Genomic DNA, 17,752 nt, shown 5'->3' with positions numbered 1-17,752 from the left:
ACCTCGTGAGATCCGCCCGCTCTGGAGGTCTGTTCGTCATGCCCAAAAGCCGTTGTCTACAAGGGTTTTCGCTTGCCCTGCTCAGTATCGTCGTACTGCTCACAACACCTTCCACCGCTGCCGCCGCGTTGCCCGGATGCGCGCACTTCTACACCGGGCCAATCCCCGATCGACCCATTTCCGGCGGCCACGGCAACGGCCAGGTCGCTCCGGCGTACAGCGTCAGTGATCGACTCCCTCCGCCTAGCGGGGTGACCGGCGGCCTTGGTTCGGATGGACGCGTGACGTTCACGTTCAACCGGGTCGCCGGCGCCGCGGCGTATCGCGCGTTCCGGAATGGGCAGGCGCTGCAGTGGATCAGCGATTGGGGCCAGCCAACCCTGACCGTCACGGACGCCAATCCCTGTCAGGGTGCGCACTACCAGGTCTACGCGATGAGGACCGATGACTCGTCGGCCGCGTCGGCAGGCCAGCTCAGTACGTCGTACCGGCTGAACTCGTCGAACCAACTGGCGTCGTTCGCCTTGGCCGCTGGTACGACGTTCAGCTATCGGGTCTCGGCGTACAACGACGTGGCCCAGACGGCGTCCGGGTACAACGCCGGGACCGGGGTCTGCGCGGTCGACGCCCGGATCATCCCGTGGGGTACGCGGTTCTACGTGCCGGGATATGGGCATTGCTACGCGGCCGATATCGGTAGCTGGATCAAGGACGACATCGTGGACGTCTGGTTCCCACCCGGCCCGGCGGCCGACAACTGGGGCATCCAACGGCTGACGATCGTCGTGGAATAACAGATCTCGGCAATCCATCGGGCCTCTGGTTCGCGCGGGTGTTCGCTGTTGGTGTCCGCCCGCGCTACCGGAGGTCGCATGTACGCCGTTCAGCTCACCGCCGACGCCGAGCTATGCCCGCTCGAGCCGAGGCATGCCGCCGAGTTCCTCGCCCATGTGGAGAAGGCCCGGGCGGATATCGTCCAGTACATCCCGTGGGCGGCGGTCGTCGTGGACGAGTCGTCGGCTCGCTCGTTCTTGCAGGCGTACGCCGATCGGCAGGCGGCCGATACCGGGCGCATCGACGGGATCTGGCTGGGCGGCGAACTCGTCGGGGGTGTGCTGTTCCGGACCTTCGACCTGCGCTTCGGCACGTGTGAGATTGGTGTCTGGCTCAACGCCGATGCCCAGGGCAAGGGGCTGATCACCCGCGCCTGCCAGGTCCTGATCGACTGGGCGATCGGCGAACGCGGCATCTACCGCCTCGAGTGGAAGTGCTCGACCGACAACGAACCGAGCAAGGCCGTCGCCCGCCGCCTAGGCCTGACCCACGAAGGCGTCCTCCGCGCGGCGTTCCCGGTGGGCCCCATCCGCCAAGACCTCGAAGTCTGGTCCCTCCTCGCCCCCGACTGGCAAACCCGCCCCTGGGCATAGTTGGCGGCTGCCGCCTTCTTTTTCGTTCATTCGTCGGAATCCGCCCTCTCCCGCCGCGGGCCGGTACAGGTCCGCTGTGAGCAGAGGGCGGATTCCGACGAATGAACGAAAAAGAAGGTAGACCTCTGGACCGGCATACTCGGGCCGTGTGACGGGGCGTCGGGGTTTTCGGGTGGTGGCGTTGGGTTTGGCGTTGGTGGCGGGGGCGGTGATGACGAGTTGTGGGGATACGCCTGGCTCGGGGCCGGCGATCAGTCCGCTGCGGAACACCCCCACCCTTACGCCGGTTGCTCCGGAGAGGACGCCGACCGAGGTGCCGACCGCTGAGCCGACGGGGAAGCGGCCGGGAGAGTCTGAGGTTGGGACGTTGATGCCGGTGGTTCGGCATGGGGCGCGGGGGACGAAAAAGATCGCGCTGACCTTTGATGCGGATCTGACCGCCGCCATGCGGAAGCGCCTCACCTCTGGGAAGGTGAAGTCGTACTACAACGCCGAGTTGATCGGGAACCTCCGCAGGCTGAAGGTCCCGGCGACGCTGTTCCTCACCGGGATGTGGATGGAGCAATATCCCGGGCGGACGCGCGAACTCGCCGCCGATCCCCTGTTCGAGCTCGCCACTCACAGTTACGCCCACAAGGCGTTCACCAAGGACTGCTACACGCTCGCGTCCGTGCCGAAGCGCGCGATGCTCAGCGACGTACGGCATGCTGTGACGATCCTCGATCGGCTCGATCCCGACGCGACGAGGTGGTTCCGGTTTCCCGGCGGTTGCTACGACGGTACGGCGCTGCACGAGCTGGCGCCGGCCCGGTTGACCGCCGTACAACTCGATGTCGCGGGAGCGGACGGATTCGCGAAATCGGCGCGTTCGATCGTTGACCAGGTGGTACGGAACGCCAAAGGTGGTTCCATCGTCGTACTGCACATGCACGGCGGCGATACGGCCCCACTCACGGGTAAGGCCGTTGAACCGATCGTGCGCAAACTGCGCGCGCAGGGTTATCAGCTCGTCACGGTCACGGACCTGATGAGCTGACACCCTTGATGCTGACCGAAGGACGCAACTGACGTGTCGACACCAACCGCATCACGCTCCCGGGGCCGCCGGCTTCGGGAGAAGTCGATCGGCATCGGGTCGTCGACCGCGATCGGGATCGCCTCGACCGCCCCGGCGTACTCGCTGGCGGTGTCCGTCGGCCTGCTCGCGGCGTACGCCGGTGGGGCCGCGCCACTCGTGCTCGCGCTGAGCGCCATCCCGGTGGTGCTGGTGGCGTTGTGCTTCCGCGAGCTGAACCGGACCGAGCCCGACTGCGGTACCAACTTCGCCTGGACCGAGAAGGCCTTCGGGCTGGCGACCGGGCGGATGGTCGGCTGGACCACGGTGATGGCCTGCGTGCTGGTGATGAGCAACCTGGCTCAGGTGGCTGCGATCTACACGTACACGTTGCTCGGGTTGGACGGCCTCGCGGAGTCGCGGGTCGGCCAGGCAGTGCTTGGTACGGCGATGATCGGGGTGATGGCCTACCTCGCCTACCGGGGTGTGCGAATCGCCGCGCGGATGCAGATCGCGCTGGTCTGCCTCGAGCTCGCCGCCTTGCTCTACTTCGCCATCAAGGCCTTCGCGGGCGCTGATTCAATTTCGTTGCCGACGACAACCGGTTCGGGCTCGTGGGCTGCGGCGGTTCTGGTCGCGATCTTCCTCTACTGGGGTTGGGATTCGTCGTTCAGCATCAACGAGGAGAGCGTCGAGCCCAACCGGACCCCGGCGATCGGCGCCCTGCTGACGAATGCCGCACTGGTTCTGGTGTACGTCGTGGTGGCGTGGGCCGCCGTCGCGTATGCGGGCCTGGATCGGCTCTCGGGGGTGGGCGAGGACGACTTCTTCGCGACGTTGAGCGACGACCTCCTTGGTACGACGGGAGGCCGGGTGCTGATCGGGGCGGTGCTGATCTCGGCACTCGCGTCGCCCCAGACGACCATCCTGCCGACGGCCCGGACGATGCTCTCGATGGCCCGGCGGGACGCGTTCCCGGGGCAGTTCGCGCGGATCTCGGCGAAGTACCAGACGCCGACCGTTTCGACTTGGGCCTTCGCGGTCGCGAGCGCGTTGATCTACGTCCTGCTGGTGCTCACGTCCGAGGCGGTGCTGGCGGATTCGGTGGCGGCGATCTCGGTGCTCGTCTCGCTCTACTATCTGGCGACGGCGATCGCCGTACCGCTTTATTTCAAGGGTTCTCTGGATGGACGCTTAGTGCAGCGGCTGGTCGTGCCGGTGCTGGCGGCGGTGTGTTTCGCGATGGTGCTGGTGCTCGCCGTGTTCGATGTGGGCGTGGGCCCTCTGGTCGTGGTGGGCGTCAGTCTGGCGGTTGGCGCGGCGGTCATGTTCTCGATGAAACCGCATACTCCGGAAGGAGATCCGGAATGAGCGAACCACGCCGGCGAATGCGCAGCGCCGCGGTAACCCTTGGCCTGACCGCGTTGATGGCGGCCTCGTTGACCGGCTGCTCCAGCGAGGAGCCGAAGGACTACGCCGCGATCTGCGTGAACCCTGAGACCGAGGAGCGGGTCCGCGACGACGAGTGTGTTGACGATCGGGAGTACCACGGCTCCGGCAGCGGGTTCTTCTGGTTCTACATGGCGACGCGTGGTTCCGCGCTGGTGCCTCCGGTCGGTGGGCGGTATGCCGCCCGCGACGGCACGTACACGGTCTCGACCCTGCGCAACAGCCAGGGCCGGCCGGTCAGCGTGCAGCGCGGCGGCCTCGATACCAAAGGCGGCGACATCGGCACGATCAGCCGGGGCGGATTCGGCAAGAGCAGCAAGGGAGGCAGTGGAGGCTGATGTGGCGCCACCTGATCAAAGCCCGGGACGGCTGGAAGGACCGGGTGATCGAGCAAGGCCTGGTTTTCCCGATGACCGATCTGCCCGACGGCAGCGAGACGCCGTACTGGAATGAGAGCGCCTGGTACGAGGTTTCGATGGACGAGGTGCTGCACCTCGAGCGCGTCACCGAAGAGCTGTACGGCATGTGCCGGCACGCGGCCGAGGTGATGGCGACCGGCGACCGCTTCAGCGATACGCAGCTCGGTCTGGCCTCGGGCACGTTGCCGTTGGTGCGGGAGTCGCTGCGCCGGGAGGACCCGTCGGTGTACGCGCGGTTCGACCTCGCGTGGAACGGGCCCGAGCCGAAGATGCTGGAGATCAACGGCGATACGCCGACCGGTCTGGTCGAGTCGGCCGTGATCCAGTGGAACTGGCTCGAGGACGTCTTCCCCGATTCGGACCAGTGGAACTCGGTGCACGATCGCCTGGTCAAGTGGTGGTCCGAGCAACGCTTCCCCGGCAACGAGGCGCACTTCTTCAACTCCGCGTCCGAGACGACGGGCGAGGAGGAGATGACCGTCGCCTATATGCGGGACACCGCGGCGATGGCCGGGCTGCAGACGTACGGGCATGTGATCGAGGAGCTCGGCTGGAACTCGGCGACGCGGGAGTTCGTCGACATGGGCGGCCGGGTGGTGCGGACGGCGTTCAAGCTGTATCCGTGGGAGGACATGCTCGACGAGGAGTTCGGCAGCTTCATCCTCGGCGGCATCGAGAAAGCGCCGGTGACGTGGATCGAGCCGGTGTGGAAGACGATGCTCTCGACCAAGGCGATCCTGCCGGTGTTGTGGGAGCTCTATCCCGACCACCCGAACCTGCTCCCGGCGTACTTCGGTCATCCGGGCGAGCTGACCGAGTGGGTGGCGAAGCCCCTGCACGGGCGCGAGGGCAGCAATATCCGCATCCATACGGATGAGGGCGAGCACGTGCAGGACGGGCCGTACGACACGGAGAACTGCGTCTACCAGCAGTGGTATCCGCTGCCGTCGTTCGAGGGCAATCGCGCGGTCATCGGCAGCTGGGTGGTCGACGGCGTCGCCGCGGGAATGATGGTGCGCGAGTCCGACGGCCCGATCACCGATTACTACGCCCGCTTCGTCCCGCACGCGATCGCAATGGAAGCCCGGCCGTCCGAAGAAACCATTCAGGCCTGGCTCGCCGAGTAAGGATTACCCCGGTGAGCAGGGTAGTTTTGTTTCATGTCGGAACGAAATGACCGGGTCGCACTGGCGATGGCAATGCTGGATCTGGTCGATACCGGGCATCGGCGAATCAGCAAGACGCTCGATCTGGTCCGGCTGAAGGTGCTGGCGACGGTTGCCGTGCGAGGTCCGGTCCGGCCGGGCGAGATCGCGTTCGAGCTCAACCTGACCGCGCCCACGGTAAGCCGACACCTCGCCGCTTTGGAGGACGACGGCCAGGTCACACTCACCGTCGACCCGGCCGACGGACGCACCTTCCTGGTCGCGCCGACCGCCGAAGGCCGGCGCGCGCTGAAGGAATCCGTCGCCGCAGGCGCAGCCGTCTTCACCGACGCCTTCGCCAAGTGGACCGACGCCCAGGTCGAAACCGCCCTGCACTCGATCAACCTCCTCAACGCGACTTGGACGTCGAACCACACACCGACTCGAACCGCGCGGAAGAGCCGCCGCCGCTCCCGCTGACCCAGGTCAGTTGGCCGGGGCCACCGGCGGGCCGGCGAAGTTGTACTGAATTTGGTAAACGGCCGGATAGCTCGCGGTGCAATACGCAATGGATTTACCCGGCGCGTTGACATAGCGACTTCCGCTGTACGACGTCCAGCGAGAATCGAAGGGGCCCTTCTTGCAAAGCAGGACAATCACGTAGGCCGGCCGTCCGATCGGACAGGTGACCTGGCCACCGGGATACGGCGCGCCGGCAATCACCGTCTTCACGCAGCCGTACTGATCCGCAACTGCTGTAGCCATTGCGGAATCTGCGGTGATCGCGGAATCGGCGGTAACGTCGGCTTCAGTTGCGCCTGCGGCGATCGGCTGAGCTGTCACGGCCACTGCGGCAGCCACCAACAATGCGGCTCGAACGGATTTCTTCAGCATTTTCGGCTCCTCGTCATCCCGCCCGGAAAGTCATCCGATGCGACACGCCGAAGCTAATGAGGAAAGGCATCGGGGAGCAAGGAAACTGCACCAACCTGCAGTGCCGCTAGACGTTTATCGCGACGTACTTGACCTCGAGGTATTCGTCGATGCCGACGGTGCCGCCTTCGCGGCCGAGGCCGGATTGCTTGACGCCGCCGAACGGGGCCGCGGGGTTGGAGACGATGCCCTGGTTGAGGCCGATCATGCCGGTCTCGAGCTTTTCCGCCACCCGGAGAGCGCGGCTGAGGTCGTTGGTGAAGAGGTACGAGACGAGGCCGAAGACGGTGTCGTTGGCCATCGCGATCACCTCGTCCTCGGTTTCGAACGGCGTGAGCGGCGCGACCGGGCCGAAGATCTCCTCCTTCTGCAGGCGAGCCTCATGCGGTACGCCGGCGAGAACGGTCGGCGGGTAGAAATAGCCATCGCCGTCGAGCGCCTTGCCACCGGTACGAACCTCGGCGCCGAGCGACACGGCGTCGTCGACCAGCTCCGCCACCTTGTCCCGTTGCTTGGCGTCGATCAGCGGGCCGACGTCCACGCCTTCCTCGGCACCACGGCCGACCTTCAGCGCCGACATCTTCTCGGTCAGCCGATCGGCGAACGCCCCCATCACCGACGAGTGCACGTACATCCGGTTGGCCGCCGTACAGGCCTCACCGCCGTTGCGCATCTTCGCCAGCATCGCGCCGTCGACGGCCTGGTCCAGGTCGGCGTCACCGAACACGATCAGTGGTGCGTTGCCGCCGAGCTCCATGCTGGTCCGCAGCACCTGGTCCGCGGCTTGCTCGATCAGCTTGCGGCCGACCTCGGTGGAGCCGGTGAACGACAACTTGCGGGCCCGGCCGTCCCGGATCAGCGGCTCCATCACACCGCCGGAGTCGCTGGTGGTGATGACGTTCAGTACGCCGGGCGGCAGGCCCGCCTCGGTCATCAGCTCGGCCAGTTTCAGCATCGAGAGCGGCGTCTGCGAGGCCGGCTTGATCACCATCGTGCAGCCCGCGGCGACGGCCGGACCGATCTTGCGCGCGCCCATCGCGGCCGGGAAGTTCCAGGGCGTGATCAGCAGGCACGGCCCGACCGGCTGCCGCATCACCATGAAGCGGCCCTTGCCGTTCGGCGCGACCTGGTAACCGCCCTCGATCCGGACGGCCTCCTCGGCGAACCAGCGGAAGAACTCGGCCGCGTACGCGATCTCCGCCTTCGACTCGGCGACGGGTTTGCCCATCTCCAGCGTCATCAGCAGGGCGAGCTCGTCGGTCCGCTCGGTCATCAGCTCGTACGTCCGGCGCAGGATCTCCCCGCGCTCCCGCGGCGGATGAGCCGCCCACTCCGCCTGCGCCGCGACGGCCGCGTCGAGCGCCGCCAAGCCGTCGGCCGGACTGGCATCGGCCACATCGCACAACGTCGCGCCGGTCGACGGGTCCTCGACGGCCAGCGTCCTACCGCCTTCGCCGGAACGCCATTCGCCCCCGATGAACAACTGGTGCGGACACGCCTCGACGACATCCTGCTCGCGGGACATCACAACCTCCAGCTCGACGACTGATCCCACCTTAGGCACTGATTGGAAACGCCCCGCGGCTCTAAGCTCGCAGGGCGTTTCCGGGGGTTTGCTGACGCGTCAGTCGGCGTCGACGATCGTCGCGTCGGCGGCGGCACGCTGGACCGACTCGGCGCCCGCGTGCGCGCCCGCCTTCGTCTCGTAAGCCTCGCCGCTGGCGACGATCTCGCCGTTGCCGGCCTTGAGCCGGAAGCGGAACTTGCCCGCCTTGTCCTCGTAGATCTCGAACTTACCCGCCATGACGCACTCCCGTTCTGTAAGGAACAACTCCCTTGGCACCTTAGGACTCCACCACTGGACACGCCCGGCGACACCTCGGCACTTCTTTTGCGTTCATTCGTCGGAATCCGCCCTCTCACCTCAGCGGAGCAGTACAGGTGAGCGGCGGCAAGAGGGCGGATTCCGACGAATGAACGCAAAAGAAGCAGCGGGAACGGCGGGCGCCGGACGGGGCGGACCGGCGACCCCAGATGTCGGTCGGTCCGCCGCGCCCGGCGCGCGCCGTGCCACGGTTCGTCAGAGCAGTTCCGCGGGACCGGCGGGCAGGACCGATCCCGCGGAAGTAAGGACCCACGCCCCGGCCAATCGAACGGGGTGAGCCGGGGCGTGGGAGGTCAGACGCGCACCGCCATTCCAGTGCGCAGCAACGTGGTCACCAGCTCGAGGGCGGCGCCGGACGGCAGGCCCAGATCGGCCGCGGTCCACGGCGACGGCGAGTCGGCTTCGATCAGCGCGGCAACCGCCGGGGCCACGTCGGCCTCGAAGAGCACCACGCTGTCGCCGAGATGAACCCGCAGCGAGCCCTCGTCGGTCCAGCTGGTCCCAACGGCCGACTCGGCGACCGTGCGGACCGGCGTACTCGCGGTCGGAGCAGGCAGGAAGTTGTCCATCGGACGACGAGCCGACTCCAGCGAGAACCGGCGATAGTCGTCCGCCAACTCCTCCCCCACGACCGGGTCGAAGGCGACGAAGTGCTCGGCCAGGAGCTTCGCCGTCGTCTCGAGCGCCTCGGCACGGACTTCCGCCGACTGGCCGAATCCCCAGGGCAGTTCGGTACGGAACGCGCGCTCCGAGCCCAGACGCCGTACGAGCTCGTTGGCGATCCAGTACGGCGTGAGCGTCGGAAAGGAGAAGCTCACGTGCAGCGAGTGGTCGTCGGTGGCGAAGCCGTTGTGGATCCAGCCCCGCGGAATCCAAAGGCTGTCGCCAGGCTTCAACGTCACCTCCAGGAACGGCGTTGCGTTGCGAAGGCGCTCCCACTCGTCCTGCGAGACCTTCGCGGCGTTCCACGGCTGGTGCTCCAGCGGATCGTCGTACACCGGCGTGTGCAGTTGCCAGGTCTTACTACCGGCCGTCTGGACGATCAGCACGGAGTGCGTGTCGTAGTGGTGGGCAAAACCCTGACTTCCGGACGGCGTGAGGTATGCGTTGGCACTGATCGGCAGGCCCGTCTCGAAGCTCAGTCGGCGGCACAGGTCGCCAATGGGCTTCCACGTCCGGTGCAGAGACTCCAGGACGGTGGTGGCACCTTCAGCGATGTACGCCGAGATCTTGGTGGACCGGGCGACGTCGGAGAAGCCGGGCTGGATCGGCTGACCTGCCCAGGTGTACGACGTCGGGGCGACGCGTTTGGCGTCCTTCACCAGGCTGACCATCTGCCGCTGCAGGGAACCGTGGTCGAGCAACTCCCCCGCCTCGGCCAGACCGAACGCCAACGACGCGGCCTGACGCCATACCGTGGCCTCGGCCGGCGGCTGAGCGAGAAAGGCCGACGGGTCGGGAATCAAGCTGGACAAGGCCTCACTACGCATGATGCAACTCCTTTGACCCGAGTTCCGAGTTTGACCTGATGCCCGAGCTGGCGGGCTCGGGTGAGAGCTGAGCCCGGACCGGCCGGGCCAGGGTGAACAGGACGCAGGCGGCGAGCGCGCCGGCCAATACGCCGTACGACGGACCCGGGCCGAACCGCTGCAACAGCCAGCCCATCGCCAGGAAGCTCACGGGGTAGAACAGCGAGCCGACGAGCGTCATCGTGCTCTGCGCCCGCGCCATCATCGAGTCGTCGACCACCTTGTACACCTCGGCGGTCATCGCGATGATCAGCACCGGCGCGGTCGCACCGAGCAACGCAAGCGCGGCGACGACCACCGGCAACACAGGCACTGCCGCTACCGCCAGGGTCACACCGGCCACGACCAGTCCACCGGCAACGACTGCACGGTAGGGGCCTGCGGCAACTATGCGAGGCGCAACCAGTGAACCCAGCAAGGCGCCGGCCGCGACGACACCGGACATGGCGCCGATCACCGGTGCTGGCGTATCCAGCCCGGACAACATCGGCACCATCCCGAAGAACGCAGCAGCCGTCGCAAAGTTCAGCACGGCTGACCAAATCGTCAACGTACGAAGGAAAGGCTGGTTGAAGACATAGCGAATACCATGAGCAACATCGGCGGAAAGACGTTCTACAGAAGCGTTACTGCCGCCCAGCCCAGCCGTGATCCGTGCAACCAGCACGGCACAAAGAAGAAACGTGACGGCATTGACCGCAAACGGAATCCAATGCGCCAACGCGTAAAGCCCTCCACCAGCGGCCGGTCCGATCAAACTGGCAGCGTAAGACCGGGATTCGTTCAAGGAAACGGCTTTCGTGATTTCGTCCGGCCGGATCAAGTGCCTAAGTGCCGCCGCCAGGGATGGGTTGTAGACCGAACTCACCAACCCGTCGAGCACACCGATGACGACCAACGGCCAAACCGACCCGGTGCCGAAGGCAACCAAAAGCGCTAGCATCCCCCAGAGCACAGCCTTGGTCAGGTCGACCCGAATCATCACGGTCCGGCGGTCCCAGCGATCGGCCAGCGCTCCGGCAGGTAGGCGCGCGACGTTCAGGGCGACGAGGCGCGCGGTGGCGAGCGCCCCTGCCCACAAAGGAGAACCGGTGATGTCCAGCACCAGCAAGGGCAGGCAGATATCGCTCACCCGGGCACCGAGCGCCGTGAGCGCCTGACCCCACCAAAACCGGCTGAAGTCCCGGTTATCCCTCAACAACGCCGCGCGTCCGGTCATGCCGCGACCAGGTTTCGCCAATGCGCCGAGATGACCGTCGCCGTTCGCGCGGGAGCGGGCATCGCCTTGCTGGGCTCGAACTCGCCACTCCACAAGGTCAGTACGGTGGTGTCCTCGGGCGAAACCACGATGACGTCCTGCTCACGCAACGACCGGACGGCCTGCTGCGTGGTCGGCGCCTGCCACATCCGCGGGTTCATGTGCGGGAAGACGATCCGCGGCGCGGGCGTGGCCAGCATCGCGGTCAAGGCGGGTGACGAGGCGAGACCGAGGGCGGCCGAGACGAGGAAGTTCGCCGTACAGGGTGCGACCACGAAAAGCCTTGCCTGGTTGGCGAAAGCGACCGGGTTGACGACCGGTCCACCCGGCTCGAAGACCTCGTCGGCGATCAGGCCGACCGCGGACGGCTGGACGAAAGTGAGGGCCGAGTGCGTCAGCATCACCGACATCGGCCCGCTCACCTCCTTGCGCCAGTGCGCGAGGTGGGACGGCAGGTCCAGCGCGGCACTCGCGCCGGTGCAGACCACCGCGAGGCGATCAGCCGGCATGACTCAACACCCCCATCGGCCGCCCGTAGCGGACGTCGAGCGTCTCGCCGCCATGCTGCAGGCGGTGCAGCATCATCGCGACACCGGCACTGCCGGAGGCGACGTCGCAGCTCTTCCGCATCAGCCCGTCGCCGGGGAATCCGGTCCCGGACTCGTCCACACAGCGCAGCGCGAGGACCTGTTCGAACAAGCGGTTCACGGCCAGATCGAGGAACCCGTCCGAGTCCGGCAGCACGGCCTGGCTGTCGAGCAGGAACTCGATCAACCCGCTCATCCCCGAGAACAAACCGGGATTGACCGTGAACGGCATCGCGACACCCCGCACGATCGACTGCAACGGCTTGACCAAGCTCTCGTCACCCGTCAGCCGTAGGTGATGCGCGACGGCCATACCGACGCCGGAACCACCGCGGATCAGGTACGGCTCGAAGGCGACGCCCTCCGCGTAAGCACCGAAGCCAGTGCCGCCGTTCGCGCGAACCCGTCCACGGGACAGGTCGAACGCCAGCGCGCGACGGCCGAGCTTCACCAGCACGTTGTCGCCGAGGAGCGTCCCGAGTTCGGTGAGGAAGACGGCCACGCCGGACGAGCCGTAGAGGAACCCGAGCGGATGGCGGTCAACCGGCCACCAGAGGCCCGTGCCATCGTCGGAGGCCCGGTCGATCAAGCCATCGGCGATGGCGCGGGCGTGGTCGAGGTGGCCCTGCTCCCCCGTCATACGGTGTGCGCTGAGCAGGGACAAACCGACGCCGGCCAGGCCGGTCGCGACGCCCGCGGGCTTGGCCGCCGAGCCGAGTGCGTCCGCGGTTGCCGAGGCGAGCAGGCCGCGGTCCTCGAGACCGAGTTCGAGCAGGGTGGTGGCAATACCCGCGCGTCCGACGTACAGGCCCATCGGCAGCGGACGATCCTCGTCGAGGCGGGCGATCAGCCAGCGCGTGAGCTCGGGATCCACCCAGCCGTCGAGGGTCTTGAGCACCCGCAGTACGCCGGCCGCGCCGTACGCGATGGAGAGCGCGTTCGACCGGAACTGCTCGGGATGCCCTGGGAAGAGCCGGTCGTCGCGATCGGGCGTCGCGGCGTTGCGCAGTCCGCGGGCGATATCAGCCAGCAGCTCGGCATCACTCGTCACGCCTCTTGGCAGGCCGAGACGTCGGGGCAGATCGCCGAGCGGCGTACCGAGTTGGCGGGCGGTAGTGTCCAGGGCGCGGCCGAACACCTCGGGACGGAAGGCCAGCAAGGCGTTGCGCGGCATCACGGTGGCGGCCTCGACCGCGTCGGCCGCATAGGCGACGTACGCCGCATCCGTAGTCCACGCCTCGGTGCCGGGCTCGGGAGCGAACCCGCTGGTCCGGGGGTACGACGCGGGGTCCGATCCGGCCGGGCGGCAGGCCTCGAAGTCGACCAGGTGCACGGTGTCGGTGTCGTCGATCAGGATGTTCGTCAACGAGGTGTCGCTGTAGACCACGCCCTGGTCGAGGCAAGTCGTCAGCGCCTGGCGGACCTGCGCGAGGATCGCCTGCGCGCGGGCCGGATAGGTCTCGTCCGGGACGCCGGTGGCGAACGGGTGATTGCGGGAAAGCCAGACCTGGAAGGTGATTCCCGGGACCTTGCTCTGTACCAGGAAGGTGTGTTCCCAGACCTTGGCGATCTCGATCGCGCGCGGGGCTACGCCGGTGCCTTCGAGCTGCTTGAGGTAGTCGTACTCGCGCTGCAACCGGGTCGGCGCGTCCGAGCCGTCCGGGGCGAAGGCCGTATGCGGCCGCGCCTCCTTGAGGATGTACTCGGCGCCGTCCTCACCCTTCGCGAGGTAGACGCCGCCCGCGGTCGAGTGCCTCAGCACGGACGTCACTCGGTACCGCTTGAGCAGGCCAGTCGGGTCTTCCCCAGCGCCCGAGCCGTCATCGAAGGGATCAACGGAAACCCAATGGGGCAAGGTGAAACTCGGTGTGCGCGAGTCGTTCCACGGTTTGCCGTCCGGGCCGTTGACCACGCTGCTGGGCCGGCCCTCGTCGTCGATACCCGGCGGTTTGCGGAAGGTGCCGTAGCGGTACTGCACCACGTCGCTGCCCGGGTAACGGCGGTCGGTCAGAACATGTGAGCCCTGGAAGCCCTGCAACCGCGCGGACAGCCGGTCGGCCAGTTCCCGCGCGTGGGCCTCTGACAGGGGGTAGACGGTGACGGCCTTACCCGCACCGCCGCGCGCCCACCACCGGCTGAGCTGGGCCAGGCCGAGCTCGGGCGAGCGGACGCACTTGAAGCTGAAGGCCTCGACCTCGTACTCGTCGATCACGGCCGCGACGATCTCCCGTAGGTCGTCCGGACGTGCGGAGATGTGCAGCTTCCACCCGTACTCGGGCAGGTCGGCCAGCGGCCGGTCCAGGCATCGCGCCCAGACGCCACCGCCGTCGATCGTGTCGGCCCGGCCGGTCAACCGGTCGCGCAACAGCTCGAGGAACTCGCCGGGTTCGGAGGACCGCTCGACGCGGTCGTAGTACTGCGGGTCGCTGACCGTGTAGGCCCTGAACGAGTCGATCATCTCTTCCTCTTCCTGGCGCCGGCCCTCAAGACAGCGAGGGGCAGAACAGCGCCAGGGCCCGGGTTGGGGGCCCCGGGCCCTGGTAAGGGCGAAAATCAGCAGTTGTAGCTGACGCCGCTGCCGTCGGTGTGGATGACCTCGACGTCCACGGCGACCTCGTCGGTCAGGATCTGCAGGTCAAGAAGCTCAGCCATGATTTCTCCTCAGGTGTTGGGAGCCGGACGAGGTGTCCGGTCCTTGGGGCGGAAGGGCCGGTGCGGCGTCTCCCGATGACCTGAAGTCAACTCCGATCGGGCCGGCGCCACATGGGTTGCCAGCACCCACATTCAGCCGGCCGCACCCACCCCCTGCACCCACCGCACCCCGCCTCGGGAATATGGGTGCACTACACCCATGTACCGACCGGTCAGCCGATGTCATCGTGTGCAGGTGTTCCAGTTCTCAGCGCCGCCATTGATCGCCCGGACGCCGCCACCGTGGTGGCAGGCCGGGCTGGCGCCGCGTGAGTACGACGCGCTGGCCCCGGGCTGGGCGCTGTACGTAGACCGCCTGCCCGCCTACAGCACCTCTACCGGCGAAGGCCTCGCGGACGCGCTTCAACCCCTACTGGACGGCGTACGCGCGGACCTGCGCCGGCAGTACGACGGCGTCGACAACGCGGCCGTCACCGCCGAATTCGTGGCACACCTCGGACGACGACTCGTGCGGCTGGCAGCGCGGACACTGGTGCTGGAACTGAACCGTGCCCGGAAGAACCAGCAGCTGGTGGGCACAACCTCCGCGGACCGTTTCGAGTACTTCACGCGGCAGCTGAGCGAAGGCGGTCTTGTACCGCTCCTACGCCGCTACCCCGTTCTCGCCCGGGTGCTGGGCCAGACGTGCCGTACGGCGGTCAGTGCGCACCTCGAACTGCTGGACCGGCTCGCAGCCGACCGTGCCGACCTGGTCGACTTCCTAGCGAACGACCCGGGCCTTCTAGTCTCTGCAGCCGTCACTGGCGATACCCACCGCGGCGGCCGGGCTGTTGCGATCCTGACGTTCGAGACCGGCGCCAAGCTCGTCTACCGGCCCAGGCCGCTTGACCTGCACGGGCACTTCAACGCGATCGTCGACTGGCTCAACGACCGCGCGCACCTGGATCTGCGTATTGTGCGGCTCTTGCCGCGCCAGGGCTACGGCTGGCTCGAGTTCGTCGAACACACAGCCTGTACGGACGTCTCTTCGGTCCGCCGCTTCTACTACCGCCAAGGCGCTCTACTCGCGCTCCTGTACGTACTAGACGGCACGGACATGCACTACGAGAACCTGATCGCAGCAGGCGAGCATCCGGTGATTGTGGACGTGGAGACGCTCTTCCACCCAGTGCTGAACGTGCCATCTCTGATCGGGCCGGACCCGGCTACGGAGGCTCTGACCAGCTCCGTCTACCAGACCGCGCTACTGCCGCTACTGATGCTCGGCGACCAGGGTTCTGCCGACATGTCCGGCCTAGGCGGCGATGACGATGCAGTACTGCCTACAACAGTCGTGACCTGGCTAGACGCCGGCCTAGACACAATGCGCCTCGTACGTCGCCCTGGCATCACCAAAGCCGCAAGCAACCGTCCGATGCTCTCCGGCCACGCGAGCGAGCCGAGGCAGCACCAGAGCGCCTTGCTCGCTGGGTTCGCCACTGCCTACAACGCGATCGCACGACACCGCGACGAACTTGCCGGCCCTCTTCTCGAGGCTTGCGCCGACGACGAGGTACGGCTGGTCGCCCAGGCCACTTCGATGTACGCGACGTTGCTGGACGAGTCGACTCACCCAGACGCTCTACGCGACGCGGACGCCCGGGACAACCTCTTCAGCCTGCTGTACGACCAGGCTGAGGATGACGTCCGGCGGCAACTGGTCCCGGCAGAGCTGGCCGACCTGTGGGCCGGCGACATCCCGCTGTTCACCACCAAGCCCGGGTCGCGCGCGATCTGGACCGCGGCCGGCGGCTGCCTGCCGGGACTACTCGGTACGACCGGACTCGCCTCGGCGCGAGCCAAGATCGCCCGCCTCGGCGAGGTCGACCGGCACGCGCAGGAGTGGATCATCGGCGCCACGCTGGCGACGCGTTCGGCACCGGTCGAGCACCGGGGACTGGCCGGGCGCCGGATGCCTGCGGTCGCCGTACCGCCGGATCCGGAACGCCTGCTGATGGCCGCGACCGGTATCGCCGACGAGATCCTGGCGCGTTCGATCAGCCGGCACGGCCGCGCGAACTGGCTCGGCCTGGAACTCGTCGACGACCTGGACTGGGCCCTGCTGCCGATGGGCGCGGGCCTGCCGAGCGGCTACACCGGCACGGCGTTGTTCCTCACCCGACTCGCCTCGATGACCGGCGCCGAGCGGTACGTCGAACTCGCGCGGGACGCTCTCCGGCCGCTGCCGCGACTGCTCGACGCGATGGCCGCGGACGCCGATCTCGCGGCGGCGATCGGGCCTGGATACGTTGGGCTGGGCGGGATCGCGTACATGCTCGCCCGCGGTATCGCGCTCGACCCGGACAACACCGAACTCGCTGGCTGGCTCGACCAGGCCCTCGCGATCGCCGCGGCAATGCCCGACGACGACCCGGATGCCGAGCCGTCGTACTTCGAGGGTGAAGCGGGTGGTCTCGCGGCGATGCTGGCGATCGATCACCCACTGGCGGCCGAGCTCGCTCGCAGGTATGCCGACAAGCTGCTGACTGCGGAACTGCCCGGCACCGGGTTCGCCCGCGGTTCGACGGGGATCGGCTGGGCGCTGCTGCGCTCGCCCGCGGAAAAGCATCGCGAGGCCGGTCTGGCCGTGCTGCGGAAGGCCGGCGTACATCTCGAGCCGTTGCCGTCCGAGGGTCTGCCCGACGCAGATCTCGGCTGGTGCTCGGGTCGTGCCGGTATCACCGTGGCCGCGATGGCCGCGGGATGGCGCGGACCCATCACGTCGTACTTGCTGGACACGGCGGCTCGGCCCGCGCTGCGGGAGATGAGCCTGTGCCACGGCGAACTCGGCGCCCTCGAACCACTGATCGAGCTGGCCGCCCAGGGCGATCCGAGCGCGGAGGCGCTGCGGGCCCGGGCCGCCGGTCAGGTGCTCGGCGCCATCGACCTGCACGGACCGCGGTGCGGTACGCCGGATGGCGTGCCCTCACCCGGTCTGCTCACCGGCCTGGCCGGGATCGGGTACGGCCTGCTCAGGCTTGGGTTCCCCGAGGTCCCGTCGGCGCTGCTGATGCACCCACCAAACGTCACGGTCACCGCCCAGAGGCCCGTGCGAACAAAGAATGTCAAAGGGGAGACACCATGACCGAGAAGTACCAGGCCGCTGAGTCCGAGTGTGCGGCCACCGACGCTGAGGTGAGCCCGATCGGTGCGATCACCGTGGGTCGCGCGGAGCGCCGGGGCCGTCGTGCCCGCGCCCTGGCCGGCTTCGCCGCCGGAACGCTGGCCATCGGCATCGCCGCCGGCGTCCTGCCCGGCCACGCCAAGCAGACGACCTGCGATCCGATCGCGCCGGACGGCAACGACATCGTGGCCGGCTGCCCGGAACACTGACCATCTGACTCCGGGGGGAGGGGCCGGGCCGGGAAGCCGTAT

Annotated in this window: 16 protein-coding genes; 9 read left to right on the top strand and 7 right to left on the bottom strand. The window is 67.6% G+C overall.

The annotated features are described in order from the left end of the window. Positions 1–38 precede the first annotated feature (38 nt). The 7 genes from OG394_RS30155 to OG394_RS30125 all read left to right on the top strand — a co-directional run bounded on the left by OG394_RS30155 (position 39) and on the right by OG394_RS30125 (position 5,974). The gene (locus OG394_RS30155; protein ID WP_328990537.1) at positions 39–794 is read left to right on the top strand and encodes a 3D domain-containing protein; all 756 of its coding nucleotides are present in this window, start codon (positions 39–41) and stop codon (positions 792–794) included. 78 nt (positions 795–872) lie between these two features. Continuing rightward, a complete protein-coding gene (locus OG394_RS30150) occupies positions 873–1,427 on the top strand; it encodes a GNAT family N-acetyltransferase (RefSeq protein WP_328990536.1) in 555 nt (184 codons plus the stop codon). Between the two features lie 175 nt (positions 1,428–1,602). After that, entirely contained in the window at positions 1,603–2,463 is an 861-nt protein-coding gene (locus tag OG394_RS30145) for a polysaccharide deacetylase family protein (protein WP_328990535.1), read from the top strand. A 33-nt stretch (positions 2,464–2,496) separates the two neighbouring features. Then, on the top strand, positions 2,497–3,852 hold the full coding sequence (locus OG394_RS30140; protein WP_328990534.1) for an APC family permease: 1,356 nt from the start codon (positions 2,497–2,499) through the stop codon (positions 3,850–3,852). After that, positions 3,849–4,268 (top strand): hypothetical protein, encoded by a 420-nt coding sequence (locus OG394_RS30135; RefSeq protein ID WP_328990533.1) that lies wholly within the window; start codon positions 3,849–3,851, stop codon positions 4,266–4,268. The genes OG394_RS30140 and OG394_RS30135 overlap by 4 nt, the downstream gene beginning before the upstream one ends. Next, positions 4,268–5,476 carry a glutathionylspermidine synthase family protein gene (locus tag OG394_RS30130; protein WP_328990532.1) on the top strand — a complete coding sequence of 403 codons (1,209 nt, stop codon included), beginning with the start codon at positions 4,268–4,270 and terminating at the stop codon, positions 5,474–5,476. The genes OG394_RS30135 and OG394_RS30130 overlap by 1 nt, the downstream gene beginning before the upstream one ends. Before the next feature lie 33 nt (positions 5,477–5,509). Further along, positions 5,510–5,974 (top strand): MarR family winged helix-turn-helix transcriptional regulator, encoded by a 465-nt coding sequence (locus tag OG394_RS30125; protein WP_328990531.1) that lies wholly within the window; start codon positions 5,510–5,512, stop codon positions 5,972–5,974. Positions 5,975–5,980: 6 nt separating this feature from the next. On the opposite strand, the gene OG394_RS30120 is transcribed toward OG394_RS30125, so the two are convergent. The 7 genes from OG394_RS30120 to lanKC all read right to left on the bottom strand — a co-directional run bounded on the left by OG394_RS30120 (position 5,981) and on the right by lanKC (position 14,144). Then, positions 5,981–6,388, bottom strand: a complete 408-nt coding sequence (locus tag OG394_RS30120) for a hypothetical protein (protein ID WP_328990530.1) — start codon at positions 6,386–6,388, stop codon at positions 5,981–5,983. A 106-nt stretch (positions 6,389–6,494) separates the two neighbouring features. Beyond that, the gene (locus OG394_RS30115) at positions 6,495–7,952 is read right to left on the bottom strand and encodes an NAD-dependent succinate-semialdehyde dehydrogenase (RefSeq protein WP_328990529.1); all 1,458 of its coding nucleotides are present in this window, start codon (positions 7,950–7,952) and stop codon (positions 6,495–6,497) included. 99 nt (positions 7,953–8,051) lie between these two features. Continuing rightward, positions 8,052–8,231: a YegP family protein gene (locus tag OG394_RS30110; protein ID WP_328990528.1), complete on the bottom strand. Its 180-nt coding sequence runs from the start codon at positions 8,229–8,231 to the stop codon at positions 8,052–8,054. Between the two features lie 374 nt (positions 8,232–8,605). Beyond that, a complete protein-coding gene (locus tag OG394_RS30105; protein ID WP_328990527.1) occupies positions 8,606–9,802 on the bottom strand; it encodes a JmjC domain-containing protein in 1,197 nt (398 codons plus the stop codon). Continuing rightward, positions 9,795–11,060, bottom strand: a complete 1,266-nt coding sequence (locus OG394_RS30100; RefSeq protein WP_328990526.1) for an MFS transporter — start codon at positions 11,058–11,060, stop codon at positions 9,795–9,797. Before OG394_RS30100 ends, OG394_RS30105 begins: the two co-directional genes overlap by 8 nt. Continuing rightward, complete coding sequence (locus OG394_RS30095) at positions 11,057–11,608, bottom strand: flavoprotein (RefSeq protein WP_328990525.1); 552 nt, start codon at positions 11,606–11,608, stop codon at positions 11,057–11,059. The genes OG394_RS30100 and OG394_RS30095 overlap by 4 nt, the downstream gene beginning before the upstream one ends. Next, positions 11,598–14,144: a class III lanthionine synthetase LanKC gene (gene lanKC, locus OG394_RS30090; RefSeq protein WP_328990523.1), complete on the bottom strand. Its 2,547-nt coding sequence runs from the start codon at positions 14,142–14,144 to the stop codon at positions 11,598–11,600. The genes OG394_RS30095 and lanKC overlap by 11 nt, the downstream gene beginning before the upstream one ends. 429 nt (positions 14,145–14,573) lie before the next feature. Between lanKC and OG394_RS30085 the strand changes: the two genes are divergently transcribed. Both OG394_RS30085 and OG394_RS30080 read left to right on the top strand, forming a co-directional pair. Beyond that, positions 14,574–17,462, top strand: coding sequence for a type 2 lanthipeptide synthetase LanM family protein (locus tag OG394_RS30085; protein WP_328990522.1), 2,889 nt, complete (start codon positions 14,574–14,576; stop codon positions 17,460–17,462). Next, a complete protein-coding gene (locus OG394_RS30080; protein ID WP_328990521.1) occupies positions 17,459–17,710 on the top strand; it encodes a hypothetical protein in 252 nt (83 codons plus the stop codon). The genes OG394_RS30085 and OG394_RS30080 overlap by 4 nt, the downstream gene beginning before the upstream one ends. Positions 17,711–17,752 lie beyond the last annotated feature (42 nt).

The organism is Kribbella sp. NBC_01245, assembly GCF_036226525.1.
Lineage (GTDB): Bacteria > Actinomycetota > Actinomycetes > Propionibacteriales > Kribbellaceae > Kribbella.
This window is presented reverse-complemented; position numbering and strand designations above follow the sequence as displayed.